Source organism: Dysgonomonadaceae bacterium zrk40, from assembly GCA_016916535.1.
Lineage (GTDB): Bacteria > Bacteroidota > Bacteroidia > Bacteroidales > Dysgonomonadaceae > Proteiniphilum.
This window is the reverse complement of the sequence record CP070276.1, coordinates 1143484-1165111: the sequence shown is the minus strand read 5'-3', so window position 1 is coordinate 1165111 and position 21628 is coordinate 1143484. Positions and strand designations below refer to the sequence as shown.

Annotated in this window: 8 protein-coding genes; 1 reads left to right on the top strand and 7 read right to left on the bottom strand. The window is 52.7% G+C overall.

Going from position 1 to position 21628, the window contains the following annotated elements; all coding sequences use genetic code 11:
* Positions 1–6: 6 nt before the first annotated feature.
* Complete coding sequence (locus tag JS578_05000) at positions 7–3135, bottom strand: DUF4981 domain-containing protein (protein ID QRX64603.1); 3129 nt, start codon at positions 3133–3135, stop codon at positions 7–9.
* A gap of 256 nt (positions 3136–3391) precedes the next feature.
* Here JS578_05000 and JS578_04995 point away from each other — a divergent pair, with 256 nt between their 5' ends.
* The gene (locus tag JS578_04995; GenBank protein QRX64602.1) at positions 3392–7504 is read left to right on the top strand and encodes a response regulator; all 4113 of its coding nucleotides are present in this window, start codon (positions 3392–3394) and stop codon (positions 7502–7504) included.
* Here the strand turns inward: JS578_04995 and JS578_04990 are convergent.
* The 6 genes from JS578_04990 to JS578_04965 all read right to left on the bottom strand — a co-directional run bounded on the left by JS578_04990 (position 7501) and on the right by JS578_04965 (position 21560).
* Entirely contained in the window at positions 7501–9387 is a 1887-nt protein-coding gene (locus tag JS578_04990; GenBank protein ID QRX64601.1) for a BNR repeat-containing protein, read from the bottom strand. The genes JS578_04995 and JS578_04990 overlap by 4 nt on opposite strands.
* Positions 9388–9474: 87 nt before the next feature.
* On the bottom strand, positions 9475–11376 hold the full coding sequence (locus JS578_04985) for a sodium/sugar symporter (GenBank protein ID QRX64600.1): 1902 nt from the start codon (positions 11374–11376) through the stop codon (positions 9475–9477).
* A gap of 85 nt (positions 11377–11461) precedes the next feature.
* Complete coding sequence (gene asnB, locus JS578_04980; GenBank protein ID QRX64599.1) at positions 11462–13141, bottom strand: asparagine synthase B; 1680 nt, start codon at positions 13139–13141, stop codon at positions 11462–11464.
* 113 nt (positions 13142–13254) lie between these two features.
* A complete protein-coding gene (locus JS578_04975; protein ID QRX64598.1) occupies positions 13255–14688 on the bottom strand; it encodes a glutamate synthase subunit beta in 1434 nt (477 codons plus the stop codon).
* Between the two features lie 37 nt (positions 14689–14725).
* Positions 14726–19261 carry a glutamate synthase large subunit gene (gene gltB, locus JS578_04970; protein QRX64597.1) on the bottom strand — a complete coding sequence of 1512 codons (4536 nt, stop codon included), beginning with the start codon at positions 19259–19261 and terminating at the stop codon, positions 14726–14728.
* 103 nt (positions 19262–19364) lie between these two features.
* Entirely contained in the window at positions 19365–21560 is a 2196-nt protein-coding gene (locus tag JS578_04965; protein ID QRX64596.1) for a glutamine synthetase III, read from the bottom strand.
* Positions 21561–21628 lie beyond the last annotated feature (68 nt).

The window sequence follows — 21628 nt, the reverse complement described above, 5'->3', positions numbered from 1 at the left end:
AGAAAATTATCTACCCGCAGGGCTGATCACAAAGCCATACGCATATTGGTTATCCAGAAGCCGGTATTGCTCATGGGGGAGCCTGCCCCAGCTGTCTTCACCTCCCAGACCACGCTGGTTGAGGTCGACATGCAGGATCACCTCGTTGCGGGGATTGATGTCGTTGATGTGTTGCTGTTTCTTGGTGAAACCCGGGTCAAAATCTTCCGGTAGGTAGTGGAGGGCGCTGACCCCAAGCGGCTGCAAGCCTTCAATCCGGATTCCTTCGCCTTCTTCGTTGGTGAGGGTGAGCCATCGCACATCAGTTTTGTACCCATTCTCCTGGGGGCGTACATAGGGAACATACTGATCTGCCACACTGCTGCTGTAGCTGCCAATCAGCGCCGCACTCTTGCGGTCGGAATAGTTTTCCCAGGGTCCACGTCCATACCAGCTGAACAGGTCATACTCTTTTTGCAGTCGCATCTGCATTCCAAAGCGAGGCATCTCCGGCAGATTTTCTCTGCCGGCTTCCCAGCTGCCCACTACGTAGAGCTTTCCGCCGGGTGAGGCGGTATAGGTCATGGTGTAGTTGGACGACACATCGTGCAGTCGATAGGTGGTGATGATGGTGAGCACATCATCTGCCTCATCCACATCGACCGCAATCACCTCTTTGTTGTTTCCGGCATTGCGCCATACAGATGAATGGAGCTGCATGCGGTTGCCAAAATCATTGTCGGTAGGGGCACGCCAGAATTGCGGCTGGGGAGCTCCCCGCAGGAGTGTCTTTCCTTTGTGCTGGTAGGCAACAAGTTCACCGCTTCGCTCGCGAAAATGAATGGTGACATCACCGCTGTTATAGGTGATCATGCCCCTCTCTCTGCTGATTTTAGCTGAGGCTTCCCCTTGGATTTCGCCATGAGCGGAAAACCAATTCTGTGTGCCTATCGCAAACTGTTCACGGGCGATCTCGTGGCCGGTAGAGCGCATCAGCTCCGGCGTGCGGATCGAGGCAAAAATGTTGAGGAAATACTCACCCCCCTTTTCGCTGGTAAGATCGGGTAGGGGAATCGTGATATCTTTCGACATCCCGGCAGGAAGATCTATCTTCAGAGTCCCTTCTGCAGCCTGCTCTCCATTACGAATCAGCTCCCAGCGGAAATCATACCGGTTGAGGTTGTGGTACAGGAAGCGGTTGGTGATTGTAATGATTCCCTTTTCGACCTCCTTATTCTTGAACAGGATGTCCTGATAAACTTTTTTTACCTCATAGAGTCCGGGGTGTGGCTCCCGTGCCGGGCTTACCACACCGTTGATGCAGAAATTCTCATCGTGGGTATAGCGTGCTGCACCAAAGTCACCCCCATAACCCCAGTAGAAACGACCATTCTCATCACGGGTGGCCAGTCCCTGGTCTACCCAGTCCCAGATAAAACCACCCTGCATATGGGGTGCCGTGTCGAACAACTCAAAGTACTCCGGGAAGTTACCCAGGCTGTTGCCCATGGCATGGGCAAACTCACACATGATATAGGGACGGGTTACATCTGTGCGTGATGCATACTCCCTGATGGACCCAAATCCGGCATACATGGGTGCCACGATGTCGGTGTTCTCGTTCTGTCCCGCCTGCTCGAACAGTACCGGACGTGACGGATCCTGCTCTTTCAACCATTCATACATCTCATAAAAGATTGGTCCGTTACCGCACTCATTCCCCATGCTCCACATGATCACCGAAGGGTGGTTCTTGTCCCGTTCATACATGCGGACAATGCGGTCACGGTGCGCATCGGCCCATTTGGGGAGATAGGCGGGATGCTTGCTCTTGTCGAATCCTCCCTGCCATTCTGCACCCATGCCGTGTGTCTCTATGTTGGCTTCGTTGCATACCAGCAAACCATATTCATCGCAAAGCTCATACCACAGGGTGCTGTGTGGATAATGACTCATTCTTACGGCGTTGACATTGAACTGTTTCATCAGTTGAATATCCCTGAGCATCGTCTCGCGATCCACTGTGTGTCCGTTGTGTTGATGGTGCTCATGGAGGTTCACACCCCTTACCATCAGCGGCTTACCGTTTAGCATCAGTTGCGCATCCTTGATCTCCACCTCGCGGAAGCCTGTTTTGGCAGATGTGGACTCGATCAGCTTGCCGGCAGCGTCACGCAGGTTCAGCACCACCGTATAGAGAACAGGTGTTTCGTTGCTCCAATGATGGGGGGACGAAACCTTGTGGCTGTATCGCACAACTCCGCTGTTGTTGCTTTTCACGTTTGCCGGTTTCGTCTGGGAGAGGATTTGTTTGCCCTGGTTGTCGATGAGTACCATCTCCAGTTGCATCGCTGCATTTGTAGATTGATAGTTCTTCAGCTCTGCTTCAATCTCCAGTGTGCCATTCCTGTAAGCATTATCGAGTCCCGCATTGATTGAGAAATCACGAATACGCACCTGGTCCGTGCTATAGAGGTAAATGCCGCGATCGAACCCTGACAGGCGCCAGAAATCCTGATCTTCCAGATAGGAGCCGTCGCTCCAGCGATATGCCTCTACTGCAACTGTGTTATTGCCCTTTTTCAGATAGGGGGTGATGTCAAATTCGGCCGGCATCTTGGTTACCTGGCTGTATCCCACTTTTTCACCGTTGATCCAGACATACATGGCTGTGGCGCTGCTTTCGAAATGCAGAAAGACACGTCTGCCATCCCACGCATCGGGGAGGGTGAAGGTTCGCTTGTAGCTTCCTACCGGATTGTCTTCGTGTGGTATGTGGGGTGGGTTGGCAGGGAAGACATATCGTACGTTGGTGTAAATGGGTGTGCCGTATCCCTGCAACTCCCAGTTGCCGGGAACCTCAATCTCTCCCCAATGGCGGGTGTCGTAATCATCCCTGTAAAAGTCTACCGGTCGCTCTGCCGGTCGCAGCACCCAGTTGAATTTCCAGGTTCCGTTGAGTGAGAGGTACCAGGGTGATTGCTCATACTGGTCTGATACTGCAAGTGATTCTGCATTGTAGGGCATCGACGTGGCCCGTGCCTCTTCTTTGTTGATCCCGAATACCAACGGGTTCTCCCATTCGGGTGTCTTTGCTGTTGATGTGAATAAAACCGCCAAAAATGAGATGGCAGTCCATAGCTTCTTACTGTTCATATACCATTCAAAATTTTATAGATTCTCTTTTTCATTTCGCTGTTTCGTTGGGTCAATAAAGTCAACGATAAAGATAATCTCATTCATCAGATGGTCACTCTAATTATCATTCAAAAAGGTGGAAATTTAAAGAATTAATCCCTTCTCGATCTCCTGGTTATCTGATAAAGGACTGAGATGAAATGAAATTTAAAAGTTTATGACTATTTTTGCATGGAGCTAAATTGGTAAAAGTTGATTTGTAGTGGCTGAATCTATGTCTCGTGTTTCCTCTATCCTCATCTTCATCTGTATCTTTCTATCTTCCCTCTCTGCTGGGGGGGTAAACAGTATGTCACGGCATAACTTTCATGCATTGAGTACGACAGAAGGTTTGCCAACGAGTGAAGTTCAGAAAGTGTTTCAGGACTCAGAAGGGTTTCTCTGGTTTGCCACACGCAACGGTCTTTGCCGTTACGACGGCTACGGGATCACCGTTTTTCGGTCCGACTTACCCAATACCCACCATCTGACCGACAACAACATCTATTGTTTGGCTGACGACGGGAGGGGGAACCTTTGGGTTGGCACCTCCAATGGTGTCAACCGTTTCGACAAGGCCCGGGGGGAGTTTGAAGAGATCCCCATTCAAAACAGTACCGGTAAAGTGGTGGCTGCCATCCTGATTACGGAGGAGGGACGCGTCCTGATTGGGCTGGATGATGGTCTCTTTGTGTATGACAGTGCCTCCGGCAGTTTTGTACACCATACAACCCTCCATATGGGAAGCACCCCGATTAACGCACCTGTGAAATCAATCTACGAAGATCAGCGCAACGAGCTTTGGATTGGCACCTGGAACAGTGGTCTCTATCGCTTCGACCAGAATCGTAACAACATTTACACCTATCCGAGGCTCAATCCGCGAAACTCAGCTCATGTCATCTATCAGGATAGCAGAGGACGAATCTGGGTGGGTGCCTGGGAAGGAGGATTGCATCTGTTGGAAAATCCGTACGAACCCGAACATTTAAGCTGGAAAACTTATCTGCACGATGCATCACAACCGAACAGCCTCTCCGATAACATTGTTTACGACATTTGTGAGGATCCGCAATCAGGCAATCTCTGGGTCGGCACCCGCAGCGGACTCAGTATCATGAACGAAACAGAACCGGGGAGTTTCATCAATTACAGTACTTTCAATGATAACAACCGTTTGCCCAACAACGAAATCAATTCAATAGTGGCTGATAACAGCGGGAACATATGGATTGGATCCATTGGGGGAGGGGTTATCTATACGAACACCCTGAAACCGAAATTTGAGTTCTTCCAGGTGCAGCTTCCCGAGATGCCCACTGCCGCCATCAGATCGATCTATCTGAACCACCATGACCAGATGTGGCTTAGCGTGGGCACCTATGGCATCGTCTTCTATGATCCCGAAAGTAAGGTGATTGTTCCGCAATCGGAGATGCCCGAATTCAGGGAGCTGAATCAGACCACTGTCTATGATATCCGTTCTTTCAATGGGGATGATCTTTTGTTCGCGACTTATGGCGATGGTTTGTGGCATTATCGCAAAGGTGAACCGGTAAAGACCTATACTACCAACAACGCTGATTTCATCCGGGAGAACCGAATACGAACGCTTTACGTTGACCGGAATCAGAATTTGTGGGTGGGTACCCAGTCAGGCTTGGGGGTACGTCTCAGTGACGGAAAAGGATTGACGTTCGATCAACTCACTGTAGAAGGCCGCGAACTGGCCAATGCAACCATGCTTCATATCATGGAAGATGGGGAGGGCAGAATTTGGATTGCCACCATCAATCATGGCCTGATCAGCGTGGAAGGTGATCCGGATAATCCGGATCACCTGGTTTTCCGCAACTATTCCAGAGAGAATGACCTAGTCACCTCAAATACATTTAATGTCCTTTTCCTCGACTCTTCAAATCGTCTTTGGGCAGGTGCAGAGAGTGGGAAGCTTTATCTTTTTGACAGTGTGTCCGACCGTTTCGTGGACAAATCACCCCGCTTTCCGATATTGGGCAGTATGATCAATTCCATTCAGGAGGACAGCCTTGGGAATTTGTGGATTGGTACCAATGTTGGTCTGGCCAGGCTCTTGTTTGATGAAACGAATGAGTTGGAGAGTTATCGGATCTTCAGCACTGCAGACGGTTTGCAGGATAATTTTTTCATTCCCAAATCTTCATACAGCCACAAGGACAGGTTCTATTTTGGGGGATACAAAGGACTGGCCTGTTTCTCCCCCGGGAAGATCAATGCTGACATTGTACCCACTCCTTTTTACATCACCGATATTCAAATAATGAATCGTTCATTCTCGGAATTGTCACCTGAGATTGCAAGCACCGTTTCAAAACTTGTGCCCACATTCACCGATGAGATTACCATTGAACATCGCAACAATAATTTCAGCATCCATTTTGCCTCATTAAACTATACCAATCCTGAGCTCACCCGATACGCCTATAAACTGGTGGGTTTCGATCAGGAGTGGCGATACAGTGATGCGAATCACAACGCTGCTCATTACAACAACCTGCCTGCAGGGGATTATACCTTTCTGTTGCGGTCCACAAACCTCCATGGCATCTGGAACAAGGAGACCAGACAATTGAAGGTATCGGTGTTGCCTCCTTTCTGGCTTAGCTGGTGGGCTTTTCTGATCTATTTCCTGTTGCTTTTAACCGTCGGTTACCTGATTTACCGGAATGTGACAAACCGTGTCCTGCTGCGCAATCAATTGCGATACAAAGAAATTGAACAATCGAAGGCGGAAGAACTCAACCATGCCAAGTTGCAGTTTTTCACCAATATCACCCATGAGTTATTGACCCCGCTCACCATCATCTCAGCTTCGGTCGATGAGATACAACGAACAGCACCCCGCGTCGAGGGTCTTTATGCCACACTCACCCGTAACATCAACCGACTGACACGTTTGTTGCAACAGATCCTGGAGTTCAGGAAAGCGGAGACAGGAAATCTGCAGTTGCGTGTTTCTTATGGTAATATCTCTGAGTTTATCCGCAATTCCATCGAAGCTTTCTACCCGCTGATCCGCAAGAAGAAAATGCATTTCTCTTTCCTCAGTGATCCGGAGGTGATTGAGGGTCTTTTTGATCCGGACAAGCTGGACAAGATTCTCTATAATCTTCTCTCCAATGCTGCCAAATATGTGGGGGATGGTGGCTCTGTTCAGCTTACGCTTTTATATGAAACAGAGGAGAGGGATCAAATCCGCATCTCGGTAAAAGATGACGGCACCGGCATCCCCGTTGATGCACAACAGATTTTGTTCAAACGGTTCTACGAAGGAGACTATCGGCAGCACAGAACAACCGGGACCGGCATTGGTCTTTCACTGGTGAAAGATCTGGTGACCCTCTCGCATGGTAGCATCGAGGTGGTGAGTGAGCCCGGTAAAGGGAGTGAATTCATTGTGATCCTGCCTATCGATATCTCCTACTTCGATGATTCCGAAATAGATCGTCCTATCGCCCACGAAGAGCAGGAGGGCACCGTTGATAAGCCGCAACCTGCTGTAGAAGATGCGCTCAATGAAGTGAAAAGAGGCAATCTCCCGGGGGTGTTGGTTGTGGAAGACAATGAGGATATCCTTGAGTTGATGCAGCGTTTGTTGAACAACGACTACCAGGTTAGTACCGCAACCAATGGGAAAGAAGCTCTGGTGATGCTGGAACATGAGAAGATCGATCTGATTGTGTCAGACATCATGATGCCCGAGATTGACGGAGTCGAACTGTGCCGTTTGGTCAAGAAAAACATTGAGTACAGTCATATCCCCATTATCCTCTTGACGGCCAAGACCGATGAAAAAGATCGTGCCGATGCTTATGAGTCAGGTGCCGACGCGTTTATCAGCAAACCCTTTAACCTGAATGTACTGCATGCCAGGATCAGAAATCTATTGAAGAACCGTGAACGTGTGGCGCATGATTTCAAGAGCCAGCTGGTGTTCGACATGAAGGAGATGAACATCACCAATATCGATGAGACCTTTCTGCAAAAAGCCATCGATTGTGTCAACCGGCATCTCGATGATTCAAACTTCGATCAGCTTCAGTTCTCGGAAGAGATGGGGGTCAGCAAGTCAACCCTCTACAACAAATTAAAATCGCTCACCGGACTGAATACATCGGCATTCATCACCAATATCCGGATGAAAGCTGCCTGTCGCATCATGGATCAGAACAGACAGATACGCATTTCTGAACTGGCCTATGCGGTGGGGTTCAACGATCCCAAATATTTCAGTTCCTGTTTCAAAAAGGAATTCAACATGCGTCCCACGGAGTACCTGGAGCGTTTTGCCGGTTCAGTTGAGAGTTAAGGAAGCATTTTGATCTCATCTTGCAAGAGTCTTCGGTTGAAAACAAATAACTGCTCAATGATACTTTTTGGCTCTCCCGTAGTCACCTCGCTGAGCACGAGACTTTCCAGGGAGATTGATTGATCGAGCAACCCGTCAATATAGGTGCGGAGTGTTCCCTCCTCATAAGTGATCACAAGCCTGAATTTACGGAGCTTCTCAACTGCGTACCATTTGCCGTTGGTAGCTCTGTCCTGTTTTTTCCAATTATCTGAACGGGCCAGCATATTGCTACTCTCATAGTGAGATACGCCATCGGTGAGGTAGGGCTTGGACATCTCCTCTTCCGGGATCACATAGGTGAGACCGGCAAATCGGATGATTTCTCCGCTAACCTTCTCTGTGGGAAACGAAAGCGTCAGCGCCAGGGTGAATGCCTCTGAGGCAGCAACCCTAATGGTGTCCTCCATCTGTGTGGTGGCTTCATGGTGATGCTCATAGAGCAACCCCTCTTCGGGACTAGTGCTGTCTTCCGGCAAGGAGATGGCTGTGCGGATGGCAGTAGGAAAACCTTCCGGCCTCTCTTTGCTCACAATCCAGTCGTAATAGTCACCCTGCATCCATGCCAGTGACGTCGCTCCTTGCAGCCCTGCGATGGCATAAGGGCGGATGTTGTTGGCAGGCGAATCGAAGGTAATCTGTTCAGTAGTCTGCTTGTTTCCATCAGCTGCAACGGTGAACTTTACCAGTTCGTACACATTCCCATGTTTACCCTTCACAGGCACCGATCCGTAAATCACCCGTGGATCATCCTTGTCGATGGTCATACCACCACTGTAACATTTCTCGATGTCGGGCGACTGGTGGAAATGACCTCCGGCGTTGGAGAGGAATGTTTTCTTCCACTCATTGCCTGTCCACTTTACATGGTAATAGTCATGTGAAGTTTTGGAAGTATCGATGCCTACCATAGCAATCACGGGATGTTCCTCCTGGTCGAGCACCAGTTCCCATATCCAGTTGCGTGCATGGGTGCTATCCACCACTGCATAGGGGTGTTGCTCCCGGTACCGGGGGGTGATGTCAACCTCATGCAGGGGTGAACTGCCAATCTGCGAAAGGATATCCCCTGTGATATCGCTCAGCTCGTAGGAGTGAATATCAATGCTGTTGAGGTAGATCCAGTTCTCGCTTTGGTTGTCGGGGTGGTTCGTGGTGTAGGCAAGATAAATCTTATCTTTTCCGTTGGTGGCATATTTGGCGTAGGGTCTTACTCCCGGAGCCCCTTTCATGGAGCGGACAATCTGATGGGGACCCCGGTCGAAAGCCACCCGGTCTTGCTCATCGGGGAGCGTCAACCGTGCAATGGTGGGGTGCCATCCTATTCCGCGCCAGCAGAGGTAGATATGTTCCGGATCATCCGATAGAATGAAAGGGGAGGGGTAGGTGGTATTGTGATCCGTCTCCAGCTGCATCTCTTTCCCGAGTGTGGTGATGTCTCCCGGTTCACGTGATACACGATAATAGAAACAAGACTCATCGGTGTGACGCGAGTAGAAGATCATGATCCGCTCATCGGGCAGCACCAGGAAGGTGGGATTGTTATGGTCGTCAGGTTGAAACCGCGAGCGGATCAACACTTCCGTGCTGCTTTTCGTGAGATGATCTATTTGTGTGGCTTTGATCGATCCGTGTACATCGATGTACCCAATATAGGTGCGATTGATGCTTCCCTGATCATCCTGGTAGTGCAGTGCACGGGGGTCTGCAAACCAGCACCAGGCGCCCTCTTCTGTAAGGGTGCTGGTGGTGATACCACTTTCGTTCAAAAATCTCTTTTCCTTCGTCCCGCAACAATAAAGTGTGGGGATGAGACAAAGGATGATTAGAATCACTTTTTGCATGGAGAGTTCGTTAAAAAAATCAAGCCAGATAGCTGCCGCTAAATGGCTTGATCATATTGTATCAACCGTTTGAAGCGGTTAATTGTTTTACCACAGGAAAATGTAGATGATTGTCACCAGCAGACAGATGCCCAGGGCTCCTAAGGCAAACCCCTTGTCGGTCTTGAAGAGTGACAGATCGAATGGTACTGCCTTCTCATCCTTGTAAATGTCATTGGCATTTGAGAAGAGGAACAGCGATATTGAAAGGATCAGTGATCCAAAGAAGAAGAAGGCTTCGAACCCGATGTTCTCGAGGTAGATCACCCATTCGTTGGTGCTGCCACCTATAAGCATAATCTTATGGATTGCAGCAGAGAGGATGAACAACAGTGCGAAGAAGAGGGTGAAGCGGGCCCATTTGAGCATTTTTCTCCGGTCATCACCGGTAGCTTTTTCTGCTGCAATCCTGGAGTTGTCCACATAGGTGATCGCTACGAAGATGAAGAACAGGATGATGAAGATATAGCCCATCCTGAACTGGAACGGCATGTCGGGCAACGCGATCTTGAAGAGCACTCCCATGGGGATGGTGAGGATCGAGGTCCAGATGGCTGCTTTCGAAGATGCTCTCTTCCAGAGAAGTCCCAATCCGAAGACCACGATGATACCTGGATAGATGAAACCGGAATATTCCTGGATGTACTGGAACGCCTGATCCAATCCCCCAAGCAGCGGCTCAACGGCGATAATGGCAATCACCAGTGCCAGGAAGGCAGTGAGGCGACCGATGCGTACCAACTGCTTGTCGGTGGCATCTTTCTTGATATGCTGTTTGTAGATATCCATCGTGAAGATGGTGGAGGTGGAGTTCAGCATCGACGCCAACGATGAGATGACCGCGGCAGCCAATGCCGCGAAGGAGAGTCCCTTGATCCCTACCGGCGCAAAGTTGCGGATCAGCCAGGGGTAGGCGTCATCGGAGACGTTGATCGATCCGGAAAGATCGAAGTAGCCCTGCTGGATACCCGGAATATCCTGCGGATAGTTGAACATGATGAAGGCGGTTACACCGGGAATCACCACGATAAAGGGAATCAATATCTTCAGAAAACCGGCGAAGATAAGACCTTTCTGTGCCTCGTTAATGCTCTTGGCCGCAAGTCCTTTTTGAATGATGTACTGATTGAAACCCCAGTAACCGATGTTGGTGAGCCATACTCCACCCACGATGGCAGCGATACCGGGAAGATCACGGAACGCATCAGGCGATTTCGATTTGTCGACGATTAGGTTGAAGTGGGTATCGTTGGGGATGCTTTTCAGCTTGTCGAAGATGATGGACATCCCGTCCAATGCGCCCTTTCCTTCACCCGATACGGCTTCCAGGGCAAAGTAAGCTGTGACCAGTCCGCCTCCGATCAGGAAGATGACCTGCAGCACATCGGTCCAGGCAACTGATGCGAGACCGCCGTAGATGGAGTAGATACCGGCGATGATGAATAATACCAGTACGATCTGCATGCGATACCCTTCCAATCCCAGGATCTGCTCAATGGCAATCGATCCCAGCCAGGCCACAGAGGTGAGGTTGACGAAGATGTAGAGGAAGAGCCAGAACACTGAGAAGGCCATACCCACACCATCGTTGTAACGTTCCCGCAGGAACTGGGGGATGGTGTATATGTGTCGTTTCAGCATCACCGGCAGTAGGAACTTTGCTACGATGATAAGGGTTACCGCAGCCATGATCTCGTAGGCTGCCACGCAGATACCGATCTTATAACCGGAACCCGACATGCCGATAAATTGTTCGGCAGAGATGTTGGCTGCGATCAGTGAAGCACCCACAGCCCACCAGGTTAACTTGTTGCCCGCCAGGAAATAGTCGTTTGCTGTCTTTTGTACTCCTTTCTTGTTTCTGGAAAGGAAAAGACCCAAACTGACTAGAAGTACCATGTAAATCCCGACAATGACAAAGTCAATTGTCTGAAATCCAGAATTGTTCATTGCAGTTGAAATTTGATTGTATTACGATTTATTGTGTTTCTATTATAAAATATGGCTATTGAATGGCCAAAGTTAGAAAAAAAAATCAAATAACAACATTTGTTGAGGGATTTATGTGTACTGATGACACCATCCTGCCGGAAGGGTCTGCATTTTTACGAAATGCCTCGTCCCATTCCAGTGCCACGGGACTGCTGCAAGCCACTGAAGGCACAGACGGTACGCAGCTGGCGGCGCTGTCGGAGGGGAAAAGATCGGAGAAGATGGAACGATAGAGATACTCCTCTTTGCTCATGGGTGGATTGATGGGGAAGCGGAAATGAACATTTGACATCTGCTCGTCGCTTACCTCCCGGTTGGCTATCTCCTTGAGGGTGTCTATCCAGCCGTAACCCACACCATCGGAGAACTGCTCCTTCTGTCGCCAGGCCACCTCCTCTGGCAGATAGTCGGCAAACGCTTCCCGGAGGATGTGCTTCTCGATTCTGCCGTTGCCGGCCATCTTATCCTTTGGGTTTAGGCGCATCGCCACATCGAGAAACTCCTTGTCGAGAAAGGGGACGCGACCCTCCACACCCCAGGCTGCGAGCGACTTGTTGGCGCGAAGACAGTCGTACTGGTGCAGCTTACCCAGCTTGCGCACCGTCTCCTTGTGAAACTCCTCCGCGTTGGGAGCCTTGTGGAAGTAGAGGTAGCCACCGAAGATCTCATCGGCACCCTCTCCGGAGAGCACCATCTTCACTCCCATCGACTTGATGAAGCGGGCGATAAGGTACATGGGGGTGCTGGCGCGCACGGTGGTCACGTCGTAGGTTTCGATGTGGTAGATCACATCGCGAATGGCATCAAGCCCTTCGCGGAGGGTGTACTCCAGCTCGTGGTGCACCGATCCGATATGGGTCGCCACCTTCCTGGCCGCTGCCAGGTCGGGCGATCCCTTCAAGCCGATGGCGAATGAGTGTAGCTGGGGCCACCAAGCCTCTTCCCTGTTGTCGCTCTCGATCCGCTTGGCAGCGTATCGCTTGGCCACGGCAGAGATGATGGAGGAGTCGAGTCCCCCCGAGAGCAACACACCATAGGGAACGTCACTCATCAGTTGCCGCTGTACGGCTGCTTCCAGTGCCTCCCGTAATTGTGTCACATCGGAGTGGTTTTCTTTCACCTTGTCGTAGTTGCTCCAGTCACGCTGGTACCATTGTCTCATCTCACCCTCGGCACTGTAATAGTAATGGGCTGGCGGGAACTCTTCGATTCGGTTGCAATAGCCCTCCAGTGCTTTCAGCTCCGAAGCAATCCAATAGGCCCCGTCGCGGTCCCACCCCTGGTAGAGAGGGATGATGCCGATATGGTCGCGGCCAATCAGAAAGGTGTCCTTCTCCCGGTCGTAAAGGGCAAAGGCGAAGATGCCGTTCAGCTCTTCCAGAAAATTGGGCCCCATCTCACGGTAGAGTGCGAGGATTACCTCACAATCCGACTGCGTCTGAAAGTTATAGCTCCCCTCATACCTTTTACGGATCTCCCGGTGGTTGTAGATCTCCCCGTTCACCGCCAGCACCAGGTTGCCGTCACTGCTTACGAGCGGTTGCTTTCCAGACGCAGGATCAACGATTGCCAGCCGCTCATGAGCCAGGAGGGCACGGCTGCAGCTGAAAATACCTGACCAGTCGGGTCCCCTGTGACGTACCTTTTTTGACATCTCCAGCAACTGTGGCCGCAGTTGCTCTTCTTCTTTCTTTATATTGAATGTACAGACAATTCCACACATGGTTGTAAGTTTGTTGTTTTGTAACTTGTGAGCTTTATTGGCTTTTGGTGCATAGTTAAGTTCATCGTTTGATGTTTTTAACCCATGAATCAATAACCGAAACAGTTTATCGCTTATATATCTTCGCTCTTTTGCAGCATCCGGTGAATATCTTCGGCCACTTTTCGTCCCGAGGCGATTGCCTTCACCACCAGGCTGGCCCCCATCATCGCATCACCTGTGGCATACACCCTTGCCACGCTGCTGGCATGTCCTTTGTCCACCGATACATTGCCCCGCACGTCGTAGGCCACTCCCAGCTCGTTAAGCAGCCCTTCCTGCACCGGATGCACGAAGCCAAGTGCCAGGAGCACCAGTTCGGCCCGGATGGTTTCGGGGTTGCCTGAGGAGACCATGGTAAAGCGGTTGTTGGCATCCTTTTCCCAGCGGATCTCCTCCACAACGGCTTCCCGTACGCTTCCCCCCTCACCACGGAACGCCAGCGTGTTGACTTGCCAGCGGCGCGTGCATCCCTCCTCGTGTGAGGAGGATGTTTTCAACACCTGAGGATAGGGGTTGGGCCAGGGAGTGACTGGGTTGTGTCCCACCGGCGGCTGAGGCATGATCTCAATCTGGGTAACGCTCAGGGCGCCCTGCCGCACGGCAGTGCCCACACAGTCGGAGCCGGTGTCGCCGCCACCGATCACCAGCACATGCTTCCCTGCCGCACTGATCCGCTCCTCGTCTGCTGTTGTCTCTCCCTGAAGGTGACGGATCTGTTGCGAGAGGAACTCCATTGCAAAGTGAATCCCTTTCAGGTTGCGTCCCTCCGGAGTGATATCCCTCGGTTTGCCGGCTCCCACCGCCAGGCAGACCGCATCGTACTGCTCCATAATCTCTTTTCCCGTGATATCTCTTCCGATCTCGGTACCGGTGATGAAGGCGATCCCCTCTTCGCGGAGCAATGCCAGCCGCCGGTCGATCACCTTCTTGCTCAGCTTGAAGTTGGGGATGCCATAGCGAAGCAGTCCCCCGGGACTTTTGTCCCGTTCATAGACGGTAACACTGTGTCCCTTGCGGTTCAGCTGCTGCGCTGCGGCCAATCCTGCCGGTCCCGAGCCGATTACCGCCACCTTCTTGCCGGTGCGCTGTTTGGGAGGGCGCGCCTGGATCATCCCTTCCATGAACGCCACCTCGGTTACGGAGGCCTCGTTCTCGCGGATGGTGACCGGTGCCTCGTGCAATGCCAGTACGCAGGATTTCTCACAGGGTGCGGGGCAGACGCGGCCGGTGAACTCGGGGAAGTTGTTGGTCTCGTGCAACACCTCCACCCCTCGCTTCCAGTCACCCTTGTAAATGTGATCCTGCCACTCCGGCATTTTGTTGCCCAGGGGGCAGGCCCAGTGGCAGAAGGGGATGCCGCAGTCCATACAACGTGAGGCTTGTTCACGGCGATCTTCCCTGTTGAGGGTCTGCTCTACTTCCGCTTGGTCATATATTCGTTCGCTTACAGGACGATAGCCGGCAACTTTCCGGCCTGTCGTCATAAATGCTTTTGGATTACCCATACAATCTTTTTTTTGTGCTCCTCAACCAAGGAGTCTGTTAATAATCTCTCTCCACCACGGCGATCTTCTTCTCCAGCTCCGCGATCTTCCGCTCCTGCAAAACCTTCTTGTACTCGATGGGGGTCACCTTGATGAACTTCTCCAGGAAACCATCCCACTCTGCAAGGATGCGACCCGCCTGCTCGCTTTGGGTGTATTGGTGGTGTCTGGCGATCAGATCTTTCAGCTCTCGCATGTCGGAGAGCTCCTCAACCAGCGTGAGTTCCACCATCTCCATGTTACAGTGGTAGTCGAAGTCGCCTTGCTCATCCAGCACGTAGGCTACGCCGCCGCTCATGCCGGCGGCGAAGTTACGGCCCACGCGGCCCAGCACCACCACACATCCACCTGTCATGTATTCGCAGCAATGATCGCCGGCGCCCTCCACCACAGCCAGTGCACCCGAGTTGCGAACGCAAAAACGTTCACCCGCCACCCCGTTAATGTAGACCTCGCCGGAGGTGGCCCCGTAAAGGGTGGTGTTGCCACATATGATGTTCTCTTCCGCCTTGAGGGTGCTCCCCCTAGGGGGTGTCACCACGATCTGACCACCCGACAACCCCTTTCCCAGGTAGTCGTTGGTATCACCATGTAGATAGAAGGTTACCCCCCTCACCAGGAAAGCGCCGAAGCTCTGTCCTGCCGATCCTTCGAACCATACGGAGAGGGTGTGGTCGGGCAATCCCTCGTTACCATAAAGGCGTGCAATCTCACCCGAGAGCATCGCGCCGGTGGTACGGTCGGTATTGTGTATCTTCGACTTGATTCCCACCGGTTGCCTTGTTTTGATGGCGGGAAGTGCTTCGCTGATAAGCCTCCTGTCGAGAAGCTCTAGGGGCAGTTGGTGACGGTCGCCCACCTTGCGGATCGCATTGTAAGATGCCTCTCCCGGGAAGAAGGTGATCCGGGAGAGATCAATCTTCTCCGACTTCGGATGAGTGGGATAGTGCTTCCGTATCAGCAGATCAGACCTTCCCGCGATCTCGTCGAGTGAACGGAAGCCCATCGCCGCCAGCTGTTCCCGCACATCCTCCGCCAGTAAGCGGAAGTAGTTTACCAGGTACTCATATCTCCCCACAAACCGCTTGCGGAGCTCCGCATCTTGTGTGGCCACCCCCACCGGGCAGGTGTTGAGATGACACTTGCGCATCATCACACAACCCAGCACGATCAGGGCGCTGGTGGCGAAGCCATATTCCTCTGCACCCAGCATCGCGGCCACCACGATGTCACGTCCTGTCTTCAGCTGCCCGTCGGTCTGCAGGGTCACCATGCCGCGCAGGTTGTTCATCACCAGCGTCTGCTGTGTCTCCGCCAGCCCTATCTCCAGTGGGAGGCCGGCATGCTTGATGGAGCTGGAGGGGCTGGCACCTGTTCCTCCTTCGGTACCACTGATCACGATCAGGTCTGCCTTAGCCTTTGCCACACCGGCAGCGATCGTGCCTACACCACTCTCCGACACCAGCTTCACGCTGATGACCGCCTGCGGGTTTACGTTTCGCAGGTCGAAGATCAGCTGCGCAAGATCCTCTATCGAGTAGATGTCGTGGTGTGGCGGAGGAGAGATGAGTGAAATGCCGGGGATGGAGTGACGCGTCCTTGCGATAATCTGATCCACCTTGTAGCCCGGCAGCTGTCCCCCCTCACCCGGTTTGGCACCCTGCGCAATCTTGATCTGCAGCTCGTCGGCATTGACCAGGTACTCGGTGGTGACGCCAAAGCGTCCTGAGGCGATCTGTTTGATGGCGCTTCTGCGGGAGAGCCCGTCCTCCTGTGGCAGAAAGCGGGCCGGATCCTCGCCCCCCTCACCGGTGTTGCTGCGCCCCCCTATGATGTTCATGGCGATGGCCAGTGCCTCGTGTGCTTCTCGGCTGATGGAGCCGTAAGACATGGCACCGGTGCAGAACCGCTTCATGATCTTTTCCGCCGGCTCCACCTCCGAGAGCTCCACGGGATCTTTCCTGAAATCCAGCATGTCACGGATGAACGCCGGCTTCTCCTTCTCGTTGACCAGACGCGTGTACTCCTTAAAGAGTTCATAGTTGCCGGTACGGGTGGCTATCTGAAGGCGGGCCACTGTTTCAGGATTCCAGGCATGGTACTCACCCTCTATGCGATAGGCATACTGTCCCATGTTGACCAGGTGGAACGGTTCGTTTTCCTCCTTAAAGAAAGCTTCGTAGTGGGGTTGCAGCACCTCCTGTGCCACCTCCACCAGTTCGATGCCACCGATCTTGGACGAGATGCCCCTGAAATAGCTGTCGAGCAGGGAGGAGGAGATACCCAGTGCCTCGAAGATGTGGGCACCCCGATAGCTGCGGAGGGTGGAGTTGCCCATCTTGGAGAGCACCTTCAGCAATCCTTTGTTGATTGCCTGGATGTAGTTTTTCTTGGCTGTGTCGAAATCGAGCTGCAGTGAGCCTATCTTCACCTGTTGGGCGAGCTCGGCGAAGACCAGGTAGGGGTTCACCGCGTTGGCCCCAAAGCCGAAGAGCAGGGCGAAGTGCATCACTTCCCGCGGCTCGGCGCTCTCCACCACAATGTCGATCTGCATCCGCTTGCGACGCTCCACCAGGTGGAGGTGTACCGCCGAAGTGGCCAGCAACGAGGGGATGGGAGCGTGGGTGGCATCCACACCGCGATCGCTCAGCACGATGAAATGCTTCCCCTCATCCACTGCCTGTTCCACCGAGCGGCAGAGGGTGTCGAGTGCCTGCTGCAATCCCGCGGCACCACTCTCCGGGTCAAACAGCATTGGGATTGCCGCGGCAGAGAAACCCTTATAGCGCAGATTGTTGAGGATGTCAATCTGGGTGTTGGTGAGAATCGGACTTTTGATCCTGACGATGGGTGACAGCTCCGGAATCTCCTGCAACAGGTTCTGATGAATGGCACCGATGTATCCGGTGAGTGACATTACCAGCTCTTCACGGATGGGGTCGATGGGTGGATTGGTGACCTGCGCGAACTGCTGCCTGAAGTAGTTGAAAAGTCGTTGTGGTTTGTCGGAATAAGCGGCGGGGGTGACATCGTTCCCCATCGAAGAGACCGGCTCCTTGCCTTCCAAGGCCATCGGTTTGATCAGCAGCTCCAGATCTTCTGTGCTGTAGCCAAACGCTTTGAGCAGTTTCTCCCTGTTCTCCACCTCGTTGTTCACCTTCCTGCCGGAGGCGATCTCTTCCAGTCGCAGGCAGTGGCTGTTGAGCCATTGCCTGTAGGGGTATGCGGAGGCCAGCTCCTCTTTCAACTCCTGATCGCGGTAAATGCGACCGGTATGGGTGTCCACCATCATCATCTTACCCGGTTTAAGCCTACCCCTTTCTTTGATGTTAGCTCCCTCAGTCTCCAAGGTGCCCGTCTCGGAGGCGAGAATCAACATGCCGTCGTGGGTGATGGTGTAACGTGCCGGTCGGAGGCCGTTGCGGTCGAGCATCCCGCCGGCATAGCGACCGTCGCTGAAGAGGAGGGTGGCGGGACCGTCCCAGGGCTCCATCAGCATGCTGTGGTATTCATAAAACGCTTTCAGTCCGTCAGAGATGGGGTTCTTGTCGTTGAAGCTTTCAGGCACCATCATTGCCATGGCGTGGGGCAGCGACTTGCCGGTCATCACCATAAACTCCAGTGCATTGTCGAACGAGGCGCTGTCACTCATGCCCGGTTGTATCACAGGGAAGAGTTGCTCCATCTCTTTGAAGTGTGGTGAGGAGAGCACACTCTCGCGGCTCTGCATCCACTGCCTGTTACCGCGGATGGTGTTGATCTCACCGTTGTGCGCCACCATGCGGAAGGGCTGCGCCAGGTCCCATGTGGGAAAGGTGTTGGTGCTGAAGCGGGAGTGTACCATGGCCACCCGGCTTGTAAAGTGGGGATGGGAGAGATCGGGGAAGTAGCTGCGCAATTGGTGTGACGAGAGCATCCCCTTGTATATCATCTGTCTTGTGGAGAGGCTCACAACGTAAAAATCCCGATTCTCTCCCAATCCCGATTGAAGCATGGTTCTTTCAATCTTCTTTCTGGTGAGGTAAAGCTTTCTTTCCAATTCCTCACGGCTTCCGGAGCCGGTCAGGAAGAGCTGTACGATATGGGGTTCGTTGGAGAGGGCGATCTCACCCAGGCAACTGCTGTTGACCGGCAGGTCGCGCAGGGCGATCAGGGTGAGCCCTGCTGAGGCAACCCCCTCTCTGACCACCTGCAGGCAGAGGGCTCTCTGCTTCTCATCCTTCGGAAGGAAAAGCAGTCCTGTGCCGTATCGCCCCTCCTCCGGGACGGCAATGCCTTGTAGCAGGATGAACTCATGCGGGATCTGCACCAGGATACCGGCACCGTCGCCGGTCACCTTGTCGGCACTCTCCGCACCGCGGTGCACCATGTTCTCAAGCACCTGCATTCCTTTTTCCACGATGTCGTGCGATTTTTCACCCGTGAGGGTCATTACAATCCCGACACCACAGGCATCATGCTCGTTGTCAAAGCTGTATAGCGATTGTTGCTGGGTCTCCCTGAGCTGGCGGAAGATATTTTCTTGTTGTTTCATCTCGTTGTTTTTTTAAATTTTCGCCAAAAAATAGCAGATAATCACTTACCCGCTATTCCAAAAACTGTTTCTAAACAGCTATCTGATTTATAGAGAATTTCTCTCAGCTGATGAATAGCAGCTCCCTGTATTTGGGCAGGGTCCACATCTGATTGTCCACAATCAGCTCCAGCTTGTCCACGTGATAGCGGATGGTGTCGAAGTATGTGAAGACGGTGTCGTGGTAGGCCACAGCCTTCTCGCGGGCGTCTTCCAGCTTATTGGCCGCCTTGCGGGCATCGACCATGTCATCTACATTGGTTTTGATGGCGGAGATATGGGCCGCTATCTCCTCGATCAACGCCGCATCTTCCCTGGAAAGGTAGTCCGCTTTTTCCTTGTCGAACACCGCCCGCATCTTGAAGAGGTTGTCAAGCAACATCGACTGGTACTCCGTGGCCACCGGAATGATGTGGTTCATGCAGAGATCCCCCAGCACACGAGCTTCGATCTGGATCTTCTTGGTGTAGGTCTCCCATTTTACCTCGTTGCGGGCATGCAGCTCCTTCTCATTGAGCACCCCGATTCGTTTGAACATCTCGACCGACTGTGGGGAGGTGTAGGCATCGTAGATCACCGGTACGCTGGTCTCGCAGTCGAGTCCCCTGCGACCTGCCTCCTCTTTCCACTCGTCGCTGTAGCCGTTTCCCTCAAAGCGGATTGGCTTGGATTCCTTGATGTAGAGTCGCAGGGTGTCGAAGATGGCCTGTTCCTTCTTCATTCCCTTTTTCATCTTCTGCTCCACCTCCTCCCTGAAATCGGTGAGCTGTGCGGCTACCGTCACATTGAGGGCGAACATGGCGGAGGAGCAGTTGGCCGACGATCCCACCGCCCTGAACTCGAAACGGTTGCCGGTAAAGGCAAAGGGAGAGGTGCGGTTGCGGTCGGTGTTGTCGATCAATACCTCAGGGATGTGGGCGATGCCCAGTTTCATCTTTTTCAGTTCATCTACGGTGATGTCATCATCTTCTGAGCTCTCTTCTATCTTGTCCAGCACGGCTGAGATCTGTTTGCCGAGGAAGACGGAGATGATGGCCGGGGGAGCTTCGTTTGCACCCAGCCGGTGGGCATTGTTGGCCGACATGATGGATGCCTTCAGCAGTGCGTTGTGTTTGTAGACCGCCATCAGCGTGTTCACCAGGAAGGTGACAAAGAGCAGGTTCTCGTTGGCGCTCTTGCCGGGAGTGAAGAGACCGATGCCGGTGTCGGTGCCGAGCGACCAGTTGTTGTGCTTGCCCGATCCGTTCACACCTGCAAAGGGCTTCTCATGCAGCAGCAGCTTGAAATGGTGCTTGGCAGCGATGCGGTGCATCAGCGACATCACCAAAAGGTTCTGATCCACAGCAAGGTTGGTCTCCCCGAAGATGGGTGCCAGCTCGAACTGGTTGGGAGCCACTTCGTTGTGACGGGTCTTGAGGGGGATGCCATACTTGTAGGCCTCATGTTCTACCTCTTTCATGAAGGCAGCCACACGGGGTGGAACAGCACCGAAGTAGTGGTCCTCCAGCTGCTGGTTCTTGGCACTCTCGTGTCCCATCAGCGTTCGCTCGGTGAGGCTCAGGTCGGGACGGGCATTGTAGAGTGCCTGGTCCACCAGGAAATATTCCTGTTCCCAGCCGAGGTAGGAGTATACCTTCTTCACCTCGGGGTGGAAGAGCTGGCAGACTGACGTGGCAGCCTTGTCTACTGCCGAGAGGGCTTTCAAGAGCGGTGTCTTGTAGTCGAGAGCCTCCCCGGTGTAGGAGATGAAAACCGTGGGGATGCAGAGGGTGTCATCAATGATGAAAGCGGGGGAAGAGGGGTCCCATGCGGTGTATCCCCTCGCTTCGAAGGTATTGCGGATGCCGCCGCTGGGAAAGCTGGAAGCATCCGGTTCCTGCTGTGCCAGTAGCTTGCCGGCGAAACGCTCGATGATCCCCCCGTCCGGTCCGTTCACGTAATCGATAAAGGAGTCATGCTTCTCGGCAGTCCCTTCGGTGAGGGGCTGAAACCAGTGGGTATAGTGGGTTGCACCCATCTCGATGGCCCACATCTTCATCCCGGCCGCCACATGATCGGCTATTTCACGGTGCAGGGTGGTACCCTGGTCAATGGCTTCCAGCACGATCTTCATCGTCTCCTTTGAGAGATACTTCGACATCTGTGTCCGGTTGAAGACATACTTGCCATAATACTCCGATGGTAACTGTCCGGGAGAGGCTACTTCCACGGGTGCTCTTTTTGAGGCTTCCTCTACTGCTTTAAATCGTAATGTTGACATACTACACGAATTGATTGTGAATCGCGGTCTGATAACCAGTTGTTATATTAATTTGAATTGTATTCCGA